13 protein-coding genes are annotated in these 12,334 nt (G+C 65.6%); 11 read left to right on the forward strand and 2 right to left on the reverse strand.

Annotated features, from left to right (window positions below):
* Window positions 1-27: 27 nt before the first annotated feature.
* Window positions 28-2,586, reverse strand: coding sequence for an ATP-dependent chaperone ClpB (clpB, locus tag BOO71_RS01425; protein WP_075830216.1), 2,559 nt, complete (start codon window positions 2,584-2,586; stop codon window positions 28-30).
* A 247-nt stretch (window positions 2,587-2,833) separates the two neighbouring features.
* Between clpB and BOO71_RS01430 the strand changes: the two genes are divergently transcribed.
* The 6 genes from BOO71_RS01430 to BOO71_RS01450 all read left to right on the forward strand — a co-directional run bounded on the left by BOO71_RS01430 (window position 2,834) and on the right by BOO71_RS01450 (window position 7,124).
* Window positions 2,834-3,259: a hypothetical protein gene (locus tag BOO71_RS01430; RefSeq protein WP_075830217.1), complete on the forward strand. Its 426-nt coding sequence runs from the start codon at window positions 2,834-2,836 to the stop codon at window positions 3,257-3,259.
* The gene (locus BOO71_RS01435) at window positions 3,256-3,603 is read left to right on the forward strand and encodes an RNHCP domain-containing protein (RefSeq protein WP_139322673.1); all 348 of its coding nucleotides are present in this window, start codon (window positions 3,256-3,258) and stop codon (window positions 3,601-3,603) included. Before BOO71_RS01430 ends, BOO71_RS01435 begins: the two co-directional genes overlap by 4 nt.
* A 64-nt stretch (window positions 3,604-3,667) precedes the next feature.
* A complete protein-coding gene (locus BOO71_RS27530; protein WP_175607329.1) occupies window positions 3,668-3,841 on the forward strand; it encodes a hypothetical protein in 174 nt (57 codons plus the stop codon).
* Entirely contained in the window at window positions 3,838-4,740 is a 903-nt protein-coding gene (locus BOO71_RS01440) for an MBL fold metallo-hydrolase (RefSeq protein ID WP_075830218.1), read from the forward strand. Before BOO71_RS27530 ends, BOO71_RS01440 begins: the two co-directional genes overlap by 4 nt.
* The gene (gene purD, locus BOO71_RS01445; RefSeq protein WP_075830219.1) at window positions 4,737-5,984 is read left to right on the forward strand and encodes a phosphoribosylamine--glycine ligase; all 1,248 of its coding nucleotides are present in this window, start codon (window positions 4,737-4,739) and stop codon (window positions 5,982-5,984) included. Before BOO71_RS01440 ends, purD begins: the two co-directional genes overlap by 4 nt.
* A 120-nt stretch (window positions 5,985-6,104) precedes the next feature.
* Window positions 6,105-7,124, forward strand: a complete 1,020-nt coding sequence (locus tag BOO71_RS01450; RefSeq protein WP_075830220.1) for a D-alanine--D-alanine ligase family protein — start codon at window positions 6,105-6,107, stop codon at window positions 7,122-7,124.
* On the opposite strand, the gene BOO71_RS01455 is transcribed toward BOO71_RS01450, so the two are convergent.
* A complete protein-coding gene (locus tag BOO71_RS01455) occupies window positions 7,121-7,312 on the reverse strand; it encodes a hypothetical protein (RefSeq protein WP_075830221.1) in 192 nt (63 codons plus the stop codon). The genes BOO71_RS01450 and BOO71_RS01455 overlap by 4 nt on opposite strands.
* Before the next feature lie 11 nt (window positions 7,313-7,323).
* Between BOO71_RS01455 and BOO71_RS01460 the strand changes: the two genes are divergently transcribed.
* The 5 genes from BOO71_RS01460 to BOO71_RS01480 all read left to right on the forward strand — a co-directional run bounded on the left by BOO71_RS01460 (window position 7,324) and on the right by BOO71_RS01480 (window position 12,319).
* Window positions 7,324-7,683, forward strand: coding sequence for a hypothetical protein (locus BOO71_RS01460; RefSeq protein WP_075830222.1), 360 nt, complete (start codon window positions 7,324-7,326; stop codon window positions 7,681-7,683).
* A gap of 114 nt (window positions 7,684-7,797) precedes the next feature.
* Window positions 7,798-8,796 (forward strand): iron ABC transporter substrate-binding protein, encoded by a 999-nt coding sequence (locus BOO71_RS01465; protein ID WP_075830223.1) that lies wholly within the window; start codon window positions 7,798-7,800, stop codon window positions 8,794-8,796.
* Between the two features lie 244 nt (window positions 8,797-9,040).
* Window positions 9,041-9,520, forward strand: a complete 480-nt coding sequence (locus tag BOO71_RS01470; protein WP_075830224.1) for a hypothetical protein — start codon at window positions 9,041-9,043, stop codon at window positions 9,518-9,520.
* 134 nt (window positions 9,521-9,654) lie between these two features.
* Window positions 9,655-11,205, forward strand: a complete 1,551-nt coding sequence (locus BOO71_RS01475) for an ABC transporter permease (protein WP_075830225.1) — start codon at window positions 9,655-9,657, stop codon at window positions 11,203-11,205.
* Between the two features lie 10 nt (window positions 11,206-11,215).
* On the forward strand, window positions 11,216-12,319 hold the full coding sequence (locus tag BOO71_RS01480) for an ABC transporter ATP-binding protein (RefSeq protein WP_439823014.1): 1,104 nt from the start codon (window positions 11,216-11,218) through the stop codon (window positions 12,317-12,319).
* The last annotated feature ends 15 nt before the right edge of the window (window positions 12,320-12,334 follow it).

Genomic DNA, 12,334 nt, shown 5'->3' on the forward strand with positions numbered 1-12,334 from the left:
TGCCTTATCGTCCGAGACTGGACGTATTCAGTTCAGAACGCCTGTCCCGAACTGGAAGTGCCCGTCCACATACTCCACGTTCAGCACGCTGTTGTCCGGCACGTTGCCCTGCAAAATTTCGCGGGCCAGCGGCGTCTCGATCTCGCGGGCGATGGCGCGCTTCAGGGGGCGTGCGCCAAAGGCCGGGTCATAGCCGATCTGCGCCAGCTTGTCCTTGGCGGCGTCGTCCACATGCAGGGTCACGCGGCGTTCGGCCAGACGCCTCCTCAGACCGCCCAACTGGATGTCCACGATGCGGTGCAGATCAGCCTGCGTCAGCGCGTCGAACACGATGATGTCGTCCACACGGTTCAGAAATTCCGGGCGGAACTGGGCCTGCAATTCGCCCAGCACGGCGTCACGGATCTCGCTGGCGTCGTCGCCGTTGGCCTGCATTTCCAGGATCAGGGGGCTGCCCACGTTGCTGGTCAGCACGATCAGCGTGTTGCGGAAGTCCACCGTGCGGCCCTGCCCGTCGGTCAGGCGGCCATCGTCCAGCACTTGCAGCAGCACGTTGAACACGTCCGGGTGCGCCTTCTCGATCTCGTCCAGCAACAGCACGCTGTAGGGGCGGCGGCGCACGGCCTCGGTGAGCTGCCCGCCCTCCTCGTAACCCACGTAGCCGGGAGGCGCTCCGATCAGGCGCGCAACCGTGTGCTTTTCCATGTACTCGGACATGTCCAGGCGCACCATCGCGTCCTGGCTGTCGAACAGGTACTCGGCCAGCGCCTTGGCCAGCTCGGTTTTGCCCACCCCGGTTGGCCCCAGGAACATGAAGCTGCCCAGCGGACGGTTCGGGTCATTCAGGCCCGCGCGCGCCCGGCGGATGGTGTCGGCCACGCTGGTAATGGCACGGTCCTGACCGATCACGCGGTTGTGGAGCTGGTCTTCCAGATGCAGCAGCTTCTCGCGCTCGCCTTCCAATAGTTTGGTCACCGGAATGCCCGTCCAGCGGCTGACCACGGCGGCTATGTCCTCCTCGGTCACTTCCATGTGGGCAAATTCCGCGCCCTTGAGCTTCTTCTCCAGATCCTGCACATCCTTTTCAAGCTGCGGCAGTTGGCCGTATTCCAGTTCGGCGGCGCGTTGCAGATCGTAGTCGCGCTTGGCCCGTTCGATGTCGGTGCGAACGGTGTCCAGCGTCTCGCGCTTCTCGCGCAGGGCGGCCACCTCGCCGCGCTCGGCCTCCCAGCGCCCGCGCACTTCGGTCAACTCGTCGGTAATCGCCTTGAGGCTGTCCTCGATGTCCAGCAGGCGGTTCTGCGAGTCCTGATCCTTCTCGCGCTTGAGGGCCTCGCGCTCGATTTCCAGTTGCAGCTTGCGGCGCGACAGTTGATCGATGCGCTCCGGGCTGCTCTCCAGCGCCATGCGCAGTCGGGCCGCCGCTTCGTCGATCAGGTCGATGGCCTTGTCGGGCAACTGCCGGTCCGTGATGTAGCGCTCGCTGAGGGTGGCGGCAGCCACCAGCGCCGGGTCGGTGATTTCCACGTTGTGGTGGACCTGATAGCGCTCCTTGATGCCGCGCAGGATGCTGATGGTGTCTTCCACGCTCGGCTCGTTGACCATCACCGGCTGAAAACGGCGTTCCAGTGCCGAATCCTTCTCGATCTGGCGGTACTCGTCCAGCGTCGTCGCGCCGATCAGGTGCAGTTCGCCGCGTGCCAGCGCGGGCTTGAGCATGTTCCCGGCGTCGGGGCTGCCCTCGGTCTTGCCCGCGCCCACAATCGTGTGCAGTTCGTCCACGAACAGAATGATCTCGCCCGCAGAGGCCACTACCTCGTCTATGACGCCCTTCAGCCGTTCCTCGAACTCGCCCCGGTATTTGGCCCCGGCCAGCAGGCTGCCCATTTCCAGGCTGACGATGCGCTTGTTCTTCAGGCCCTCCGGCACGTCGCCGCTGACCACGCGGATGGCGAGGCCCTCGGCGATGGCGGTCTTGCCCACCCCCGGTTCACCGATCAGCACCGGGTTGTTCTTGGTGCGCCGCAGCAGAATCTGCATGGCGCGGCGGATTTCCTCGTCGCGGCCAATCACTGGATCGAATTTGCCGTCGCGCGCGCGCTGGGTCAGATCGGTGCCGTATTTGTTCAGCGCGTCGAACTGGCTTTCACTGGATTTGTTGGTCACGGTTTTTCCTTTGCGCGCCCCCGAAATGGCGCGGTTGAGTTCGGCTTCTTTTGGCAGCTCTTTCAGCCTGGATTCGCCGCGCAGGGCCAGCAGCAGCGCGTCGGCGGCCACGAAACTGTCCCCAAACTGCTCCGCGATGGTGTCGGCTTTTGCAAACGCACGGCTCAGCGCCGGATCGAGGTAAAGCTGTTCACCGCCGCCCTGCACGCGCGGCAGCTTATCCAGCTCGGTATCTAAAGCATTGCGGATTTGAGGGATATCGCCCCCCGCCCCGGTGATGGCGCGGGCGGCGGGGTCGTTGTCAGTCAGGGTTCGCAGCACATGGGCCACGGTCAGGGTCTGGTGCCCACTTCCCTGCGCGAGTTGCTGGGCGGCGTTGATGGCGGTGGCACTCGCCTCGGTAAAGCGTTCGGGATTCAAGCGGTAACCTCCGGGGAATAGGCAGTGGAATAGAAGTAGGACAGGACGTTCAATCTGTCCCTATTCTGAAACTTGAGTGCGGTCATGTCAAGTTTATTGAGGGTTTAAGTTGGGATGATAGGGAACGATCCGCGTCATCTCCCTCTGACCCATGAACCATTTCCCCGCATCTGGAAAGGACGTCGCGCCAGGGGAGGCGATGCCCACTCCAATTGTCCCGCCCCGGACGTGTTGAAATAGGGGCCTGATGTCTGCCTCCTCTCCCTTTGATCCCCGGCAGGCCGAGGCCGGGCGCACGCCCACGCTGGCGGTCCTGGTCGGCATTTTCATGGTGTCGGTGACGCCCTTTGTGGCTGGGCTGGTGCAGGGGCAGACGGAAGGCTGGGGGCGCGATCTGCTGTACGCCGTGGCCACCGCCGCGCTGCTGTTCAATGTCTGGCGCGGCAGCGTGTGGGCGTGGCGGCTGACCGTGGGGATGTGCATGCTGGCGGGCCTGGTGATCTTTGTGGTGGGCATGCTGGCCGGGTCGGTGGCGTGGCAGGGCTGGATCGTCAGCGGCGCGGGGCTGGTGTTCTTGCTGCTGGGCACGGCGCTGGTGGGCACCGCCGTGATCCGCGCGTTTCTGGATTCCCGCTGGGAGGCGCGGCAGCGTGCCATGAGGCGAAAGGCGTGACCGACGTTGCCAGCCGCCGTTTTACCGTGCAGGGCACCAACAACGCCTTTACCTGCCAGAACTGCGGCGCAGAGGTTCTGCCGCTGACCAACGGCAGCGTCCGCAACCACTGCCCCGTGTGCCTGCACAGCCTGCATGTGGATGTGCTGCCCGGTGACCGCGCCAGCACCTGCCACGGCCTGCTGGTTCCTGTGGGCGCGGAGCAGAGCGGCAAGAAGGGCTGGATCATCGTTCACCAGTGCGCGAAGTGCGGCTTCACAGGCCGCAACCGCGCCGCGCTGGACGACACGCAGCAGCCCGATGACTGGGACGCCCTGATCGCGCTGACCATGCCCGAAAGGTAAGCGCAAGCCAGCTTTTCACCGTCGTCTGTTCCTCCTGCACCGTCCACCCCGTATCCTGTTGGGCATGGCTCTCTGGCTTTTCTGCGGGTTCATCCTGCTCAGCGCGACATTTATCCTGATGCTCAGCATGGGACCGCTCAAGGGTGCGCCGAACGCGGGGGCGCTGCGGACCGTGGCCCTCGTGCAGTTCGCCGCCGCCGCCCTGCTGGCCGTGGCACGCGTTTCGGGCGCAGCATGAACGGCGTGAATCTGGTTGATCTGAACTTTCAGGACACCCCCGGCGTGATCGCGTCATACATTCTGGACACCGGGGATGGGCTGGCGGTGGTGGATACCGGACCCACGAGTACATTGCCCGCGCTGAGTGCCGGGCTGGAGGCGCTGGGAGCCGGGCTGGACGATGTGCGCCATTTGCTGCTCACGCACATTCACTTTGACCACGCCGGGGCCGCCGGAACGATACTCTCGCGGGTGCCGGAAGCGCGCGTGTACGTCCACGAGCGCGGCGCGAAGCATCTGGCCAGCCCGGAACGGCTGGTGGCCAGTGCCACCCAGATCTACGGCGACGCGATGGACCGCCTGTGGGGCGAGATGCTGCCCATCCCCGCCGAGAAAATGACCGTGCTGGCGGGCGGCGAGACGCTCCAGATCGGCAACGTCAGTGTGGACGCCCTGTACACGCCCGGCCACGCGGTTCACCATCTGGCCTACCACGTCGGCCCCGATCTCTTTGTTGGTGATGTCGGCGGCGTGCGGCTGGACACCCACCAGACCGCGCGTGCGCCCACGCCGCCGCCGGACATCAATCTGGAGGTCTGGCGGGACAGCGTTGCCACGTTGCGTCAGCGGGACGCCCAGACCCTGCATCTGGCCCATTTCGGCAGCTATGCCCACGAGGACGCCCACTGGGACGGCCTGCTGGAAAAGATGGAACTGGACGCCGAACGTATTCGCGCTGGAATGGAAACAGGGCAGGAGTTTGAAGCCATTTCCGAGGCATACACCAAAGTGCTGATGCAGGAGTTGCTGGCCGAGGGCGAGGACCTGCCCGCCCGCTATGACTTCGCCTGCCCGCCGTGGATGAGCGTGCAGGGGCTGATGCGCTACTGGCAGAAAAAAGCGGTTCGCAACCCGTGAGAGTCCTGGTGATCGGCGGCGGTGGGCGCGAACACGCCATCGTCCACACCTGCGCGCGGCAGGGACATACGGTGCTGTGTACACCGGGCAATCCCGGTATCGCCGCGCTGGCCCGCATTCTGGACAGCTTCCAGGACGCTGAATCGCTGGCCGAACTGGCCGTGCGCGAGTCTGCTGACGTGGTGGTTGTCGGCCCGGAGGCGTATCTGGCAGCGGGCGTGGTAGACGCGTGTACGGCGCTGGGTATTCCCGCTTTTGGCCCCACGCGGGCCGCCAGCCGTCTGGAGGGCGACAAGGGCTGGAGCAAGGCGTTCATGCTCAGGCATGGGATTCCCACCGCCCAGCACGCCACTTTTACGGAGCTGGAGGGGGCGCTGGCGCATCTGGACAGTCAGTCCATGCCCACCGTCATCAAGGACGCGGCGTTGCGGGCCGGCAAGGGCGTCACGATTGCCCAGTCTCAGGCCGAGGCTGAGGCAGCTCTGCGAGACATTTTCAGCGCCCCGGACGCCTGCGCCGTCATTGAGGACTTCATGACCGGGCAGGAAGTCTCGGTGCTGGCGCTGACCGATGGCGAACACTTTGCCCTGACTCCGCCCAGCCAGGACCACAAGACCATTTACGCGGGCGACACGGGACCGATGACCGGCGGCATGGGCGTCATCTGCCCCTTTCCGCTCTCAGCCACTGATCTGGAGGTCATCAAGACGCGCATCATCGCCCCCACCCTGGCCGGAATGCGCGCTGAGGGACTGCTCTTCCAGGGCGTCCTGTATGCCGGGCTGATGCTCACGCCGGACGGCCCGAAGGTGGTGGAATTCAACGCCCGTTTCGGTGACCCCGAGGCCGAGGCGGTGCTGCCCCTGCTGCAAAGTGACCTCGCGCAGCACTGTCTGGATGCGGCGAACGGGAAACTGGACCCGCAGACCGTCCAATTCAGCGACGAGGCCAGTGCGGTCATCATTCTCGCCGCCCCTGGTTATCCCGGCGATCCGGTGCGCGGTGTGCCGCTGGGCCTGCCGGACGTGGGAGACGGCGAGATCATCTTCCACGCCGGAACACGTATGGAAGACGGCGAATTGCAGAGCAACGGTGGGCGCGTGCTGGCCGTCACTGCCGTCGCCCCGACATTGAACACTGCCCTGGCGCGGGCCTATGCGCTGGCAGACCAGGTGGACTTTGCGGGGGCGCAGATGCGGCGCGATATTGGCGGGCGGATCGGGGCGCAGGCGGTAGAGGAATAGGGAAGGGAACGCGGAGAACGCGGCGCTCCTTCTGGCCTTCAGACCCTTAGACGGCGAAGCCTCGCCCTCCTCTAACCCGCTGCTCAGCCCACCGCTGCTCTCATGACATACTGCGCCCCGATGAAGAAGCGCATTCTGCTGCTGGCGGGCGGCCAGTCCGGGGAACACGAGGTCAGCCTGATGAGTGCCCGCAGCGTCCTGGCGGCCCTGCCCCGTGATCAATTTGATGTGACCCCTGTGGCGATCAGCAAGCAGGGGCGCTGGCTGCCGCCCACCGACACCCGGCAGGCGCTGGAAAATGGCGTGGCGGCCACAGGCGGCGATCTGGTGCTGCACCGCGTCGCCAGTGCCGAGGGCTATGACGCCGTGTTCCCGCTGCTGCACGGCCCGATGGGCGAGGACGGCACGGTGCAGGGCCTGCTGACGCTGGCGGGCATTCCGTTCGTGGGCAGTGGCGTGCTGGGATCGGCGGTCAGCATGGACAAGGTGATGACCAAGCAGGTGCTGGCCTCGGCGGGGATTCCGCAGGTGGCGTGGCGGCTGGCCGTGCGCCGCGAGTGGAGTACCGATCAGGACGGCGTGCGGGCGCGGGCTGCCGAGCTGGGCTTTCCGCTGTTCGTCAAACCCGCCAACCTGGGGTCCAGCGTGGGCATCAGCAAGGTGCATGGCCCGGAAGAGCTGGATGCCGCGCTGGATCTGGCTTTCAGCCTGGACCGCCGCGTGATCTTGGAGGCCATGACCGCCAGCAGACCGCGTGAGCTGGAGGTGGGCGTGCTGGGCAACGACGCTCCCATCGCCAGTCCAGTGGGTGAATTGCGTTTCGCCTCCGAGTTCTACGACTATGAGACCAAATACACCGAGGGCCGGGCCGAGGTCCACATCCCCGCCCCGATTCCCGAGGATGTGGCCCGGCGCGTGCGCGAACTGGCGCTGACCGCCTTCCGTGCGCTGGACTGCGCCGGACTGGCCCGTGTGGACTTCTTTTACCTGGAAGAAAGCGGTGAACTGGTCCTGAACGAGGTCAACACCATGCCCGGTTTTACCCAGACCAGCATGTACCCCAAGCTGTTCGAGGCGGCGGGCCTGGGCTACAGTGAACTGGTGACCCGTCTGGTGGAACTGGCGCTGGAAGAACGCTAGATCTCGTCGTCCAGCCACGGGGCAGAGGCCGTGTAGTCAACTGAGGTGTGGCTTTCCGGGATGTGGTGGACCTGCTGGGGCTGGGGATCAACATTCACGCTTGTGCTGTTTGTTCTGGCGCTGCCGCTCCGGTGTGCGAAGTGGTTGCCACTGCTGATCGTTCCAGGCGTGCCCTGGCTGATCTCCATGAGCGCTCACAATGGGATCAGCGGCGATCCAGCGACAAACCGACTGGCACATCTTTGTCCTGTACGTCGGGGTGGGTGTGTGCCTCGCTGTGCCCCATCTCTTGCGGTTCTGGGGTCGGGAGCCGATCTGGCTGGCGCTGGGTCTGGGACAGGCCGCCATGCTGCTTCTGCTGGCCGTCATTACTTTTGTGGACTGGCTGTCGCTGGCTATCCTTCAGAGTCGGAGAACTGCAATTCTGGAGACGCGCAACGTCTGGTCGGTTCTCTTTGACCTCGTGCTTCCCATGCCTGTGATCATGGGTCTCGCCGCTCCGCTGGCGTTGCTGGCGGCCATTGGGCTGGTATGGCGGCGCAGATCGGTGGGTCACTGAGCATTGGTTGGAGGCATGATGATGCAAGGCTGAGGTTGCGCGCAGACATAACCCTTCTCGCTGTCGGGACATTTATACCTCACTATCCCGAGTGGTTTACTTAGGATTAGCGACATGCGAAACGCAATCACCGCCACCATCGCCCTGCTGCTCACCGGGACCATCCTGGCCCAGTCCGCCGGGTCTATCACGCTGTATTCCGGGCGTGGCAAGACCTTCGTGGAACCCATCGTCCAGCAGTTCGAGAAGCAGACCGGGATCAAGGTCAACGTGCGCTACGGCAACGACGCGCAACTGGTGGCTGCCCTGCGGGAAGAGGGCAGCCGCAGCCCTGCCGACGTGTTCTGGGGCAACTCGGTGGGCGCGCTGGGCGAACTGGCGAGCGAGGGCAAATTCGTCAAGCTGGGCACTTCATTGACGCGCAACGTCTCGCCGGACTACCTGCCCGCAGATCGCGCGTGGCTGCCCACCACCGTCCGCTTCCGCACGTTGGCCTACAACACCGATAAGATCAAGCCCGAACAGCTTCCGGCCAGCGTGCTGGACCTGCCCAAGATGACGGCGCTCAAGGGCCGCATCGGCTGGACCGTTTCCTACCCCAGCTTCCAGGATTTCCTGGCGGGCATGATCGCCCAGCACGGCGAGGCCACCACCAAGCAGTGGCTGGAAGGCATGAAGGCGCTGCAACCCAAAGATTACAAGACCAGCAACGTGGGTATGCTGGAAGCCATGCGCTCCGGCGAGATCGACGTGGGCCTGACCAACCACTACTACATCCAGCGCGTCAACCGCCTGAACTACCCCATCGACACCTACTTCTTCAAGAACGGCGACATCGGCAACCTCGGCAATGCCACGGGCGCGGGCCTCCTGAAGACGGGGAAGAACGTGGCCGCTGCCACCCGCTTCCTGAGCTATCTGGTGAGCAAGGACGCGCAGACCTTCTTCCTGAGCGTCAACTTTGAATACCCGGTGATCGGCAACATCCTGCAACCCACCACCATGCGCCCCTTTGAAGAGGTGAGCAAGCGCGGCCCCAAGATCGATCCCGCCGCCCTGCCCAAGAACATCGAGAAGGCGCAGAAGCTGCTGCGGGACGCTGGCCTGCTGTAATACGGACTCCGATTGAAAGGTGTTGAAAACACCTGGAAATCCGAGCGGGCGTCCAAGCGTCCTCATGGGCGCTGTTCTGGACAAGACAGCGAGAAGGACAAAACGGGTTCCGGGCGTGGAGTGCAGAAATCGGCACTGTCCCGATTTCTGCGCGAAACAGACGGAATCCGTATAACCCCCGGCTTCCGATTCGACCCCGTTCCAGTTCTCGCTGGCGCGGGGCTTTTTTATGCTCCACTGCGGTATGGGAATCCTGGGGTTGCTGCTGGGTGCGGGCGTGTCGGTGGCGGTCTTGCTGATGGTGACTGCTCTGCCGCTGACCCTGGCGCGGGGCGTGGCGGTGCTGGCGTTCGTGGCGCTGCTCGTCGTGCTGGGCAGCATTCTGTTCACGGGCGGCAGCCTGGAGCGCAGTTTCGGCGCGGTGTATCTGGTGATGGGTCTGCTGGCCGGGGCGGTGCTGGCCCTGCCCCGGTTGCTGCGCTACGCGGGTCTGGAACCGGTCTGGGTCAGCCTGGGCCTGGGTGTGGCCGCCGTCCTGCTGCTGATCGCCGTTGGTATAGGGGTAGACGCGCTGCTGGGGATGATGTTGCCCCCGCCCGATCCGCAGACCGGAATTTCAGTCAAGGCCCAGATCTCGCAGGGCCTGAGCAACGGCATCCTGATCGCCGCTCCAGTGGTGCTGGTGGTTCTGTCGTGGTTGGCGTGGCGGCAACGGGTGACGTGACTTTCTTCAGTTGACAGCATCACGCCCTGCGATTTCGAGCAAGCCCATTTGGATAGCCTCCTTTCCTCTCATGGGACAATCCCGACTAATCCGGTCTGTTAAAGTCACTTGGCTGGCCCGGTGCCACCCCGCCTATGACCCGAAGACTGCCCCCATTCCTATTGCTGCCCGCCCTGCTGACCGTGCTGGGCGTGCTGGTGCCGCTGTCCTATCTGGTGTTGCGCGCCCTGGGGGCTGAGCCGGGCGAGCTGCGCGAGATCGTGTTCCGCACGCGCAATCTGGTGCTGGCGGGAAACACGTTGCTGCTGGGCGCGTCGGTGCTGCTGACCACCACGCTGGTGGCGCTGCCGCTGGCCTTCCTGGCGGCGCGGACGGACCTGCGCCCCCGTCGATTGCTCACGCTGCTGGGCGTGCTGCCATTGGCGATTCCGGGGTACGTGGGGGCCTACGCGTTTATCGCGGCAGGCGGCGCGGGCGGGGCCATCGACACGCTGACCGGGTTGCGCCTGCCGGGGCCGAGTGGCTTCTGGGGCGCATTGCTGGTGCTGACGCTGTTCACCTTTCCGTATCTGTTCCTGAACCTGCACGCCGCGCTGCGGACGCAGGACCCGGCGCTGGAGGACGCCGCCCGATTGCTGGGCCGCACCCGCTGGCAGACGTTCTGGCAGGTCACGGTGCCGCACCTGCGTCCGGCGTGGCTGTCGGGGGGGCTGTTGATCGGTCTGCACACCCTGGGCGATTTCAGCGTGGTGAGCCTGATGCGCTACCCCACCTTCAGCGCGGCCATCTATCAGCAATACACGGCGGCATATGACCGGGTGTATTCGGCGTGGCTGGCGTTGCTGCTGCTGCTGCTGACCGGGGCGGCGCTGTGGCTGGAGGCGCGGTTCATGCGGGGCGTGTTTCTTTCGCGGGTGTCGCCTGCTACCGCGCGCAAACCCGGCACCGTCAAACTGGGCCGATTGCGCCCGCTGGCTTGGCTCTTTGTGGCCGTGCTGGCGGTCATGACGCTGGTGCTGCCACTGGGCACGATGCTGTACTGGCTGGGGCTGGAGAACAGCCCGTTCGCGTGGCCCAGCCTGCTGGATGCGCTGAGGTCCGCGCTGGGGGCGGCGGCGCTGGCGGCCCTGACCACCACTGCTCTGGCCCTGCCGCTGGCCGTGATCGGCAGCCGATTCAGCGGGCGCTGGCCGCGCATCATCGAGCGGGCCGCGTACCTGGGCTACGCCACGCCGCCGCTGGCCTTCGCGCTGGCGCTGATTTTCTTCGTCCTGCGCGCCGCGCCGCCGCTGTACCAGACGCTGCCCCTGCTGATCATCGCCTACACGCTGCATTTTGTGGCCGAGGCCATCGGCCCCATTCGCAGCGGGCTGGTGAGGGCCACGCCCCGGCTGGAGGAAGCCGCCCGCGTGCTGGGCGTGTCGCGCGGCGGGGCGCTGCGGCGGGTCACGCTGCCGCTGCTGGGGCCGGGGCTGCTGGTCAGCGCGTCCTTCGTGTTCCTGAGCGTTCTCAAGGAATTGCCGCTGACGCTGCTGCTGTCGCCCATTGGCTTCGAGACGCTGGCCCGCAACGTCTGGTCCTACACCGAGGAAGCGCAGTACGCCAGCGCCGCACCCTATGCGCTGGCTCTGGCAGCGGTGGGGGCCGTGCTGACTGGGTTAATTTTACGGCGGGAACGGGAATGAGGAGGACTGAATGACGGTTATGGACAGGCAAACGCCGGAGTCAGGTGGGGCTGACACTCAACTCTCCGCCCCACTCGCGCTGGAACTCAGGGGACTGGTCAAGTATTTCCACCCGCAGGGCCGCGCTGCCGCTGGCCTGTCCCCATTGGTGGACAGGTTGGATTTGCAGGTTGCTCCAGGGGAACTCCTCACCCTGCTGGGGCCGAGTGGCTGCGGCAAGACCACCACCCTGCGCCTGATCGCCGGGCTGGAGGAGCCGGACGGCGGCGCGGTGTGGATCGACGGACGCAACATGACCGCGCCCCCGCAACCGCCCGAACGCCGGGGCGTGGGCCTGGTGTTTCAGGACTACGCGCTGTTTCCGCACCTGAGCGTGCTGGGCAACGTGCTGTTCGGCCTGAACCGCCTGCCGCGTGCCCAGCGGCTGCCCCGCGCCCGCGAAACGCTGTCTCTGGTGGGCCTGACCGTCTTCGAGTCGCGGATGCCGCATCAGCTTTCGGGCGGGCAACAGCAGCGCGTCGCCCTGGCCCGCGCCCTGGCCCCGCGCCCCCGGCTGCTGCTGCTGGACGAGCCGTTTTCTAACCTGGACGCGCAACTGCGCCACTCCACCCGCCAGGAGGTGCGCGCCATCCTGCGCCGCAGCGGCGTGGCGGCCATCCTGGTCACGCACGATCAGGAGGAAGCGCTGGCTTTCAGTGACCGCATTGCCCTGATGCGCGCCGGGCAGCTTGAGCAGATCGGCACCCCGCAGGAGGTCTACGCGCGCCCGCGCACGGCGTTCGTGGCCTCCTTCCTGGGCCGCAGCAACTTGCTGTCCGGCACCGTGCAGGCGGGGGTGGCCCATACCGTGCTGGGCAACATTGCACTGGAGGGCGAGGCAGCCCCCGATGGCCCGGCAATGGTCAGCGTGCGCCCCGAGCATCTGGCCTTCACCACGGACGGGTCTGGTATCGAGGCTACCGTGTTGGCCCGCGAGTTCAAGGGCCATGCCGTGACCTACACCCTGGCGCTGGGACAGCAGGAGGTGCAGCTTCACGACACGGGTCAGGCGCTGCACGCCGAGGGTCAGCAGGTGCGTGTGTGCGCGGTGCGGGCTGGGCGTGTGGTGCGCTGAGGATCAGTTTTCTCC

Source organism: Deinococcus marmoris, from assembly GCF_001949125.1.
Classification (GTDB): domain Bacteria; phylum Deinococcota; class Deinococci; order Deinococcales; family Deinococcaceae; genus Deinococcus; species Deinococcus marmoris_A.

Coding starts and splice junctions, on each gene's coding strand:
- BOO71_RS01430 (WP_075830217.1), top strand. CDS start 2,834: ATGTCTGCCTCCTCTCCCTTTGATCCCCGGCAGGCCGAGGCCGGGCGC.
- BOO71_RS27530 (WP_175607329.1), top strand. CDS start 3,668: ATGGCTCTCTGGCTTTTCTGCGGGTTCATCCTGCTCAGCGCGACATTT.
- BOO71_RS01440 (WP_075830218.1), top strand. CDS start 3,838: ATGAACGGCGTGAATCTGGTTGATCTGAACTTTCAGGACACCCCCGGC.
- BOO71_RS01450 (WP_075830220.1), top strand. CDS start 6,105: ATGAAGAAGCGCATTCTGCTGCTGGCGGGCGGCCAGTCCGGGGAACAC.
- BOO71_RS01455 (WP_075830221.1), bottom strand. CDS start 7,312: ATGGAGATCAGCCAGGGCACGCCTGGAACGATCAGCAGTGGCAACCAC.
- BOO71_RS01460 (WP_075830222.1), top strand. CDS start 7,324: ATGGGATCAGCGGCGATCCAGCGACAAACCGACTGGCACATCTTTGTC.
- BOO71_RS01465 (WP_075830223.1), top strand. CDS start 7,798: ATGCGAAACGCAATCACCGCCACCATCGCCCTGCTGCTCACCGGGACC.
- BOO71_RS01470 (WP_075830224.1), top strand. CDS start 9,041: ATGGGAATCCTGGGGTTGCTGCTGGGTGCGGGCGTGTCGGTGGCGGTC.
- BOO71_RS01475 (WP_075830225.1), top strand. CDS start 9,655: ATGACCCGAAGACTGCCCCCATTCCTATTGCTGCCCGCCCTGCTGACC.
- BOO71_RS01480 (WP_439823014.1), top strand. CDS start 11,216: ATGACGGTTATGGACAGGCAAACGCCGGAGTCAGGTGGGGCTGACACT.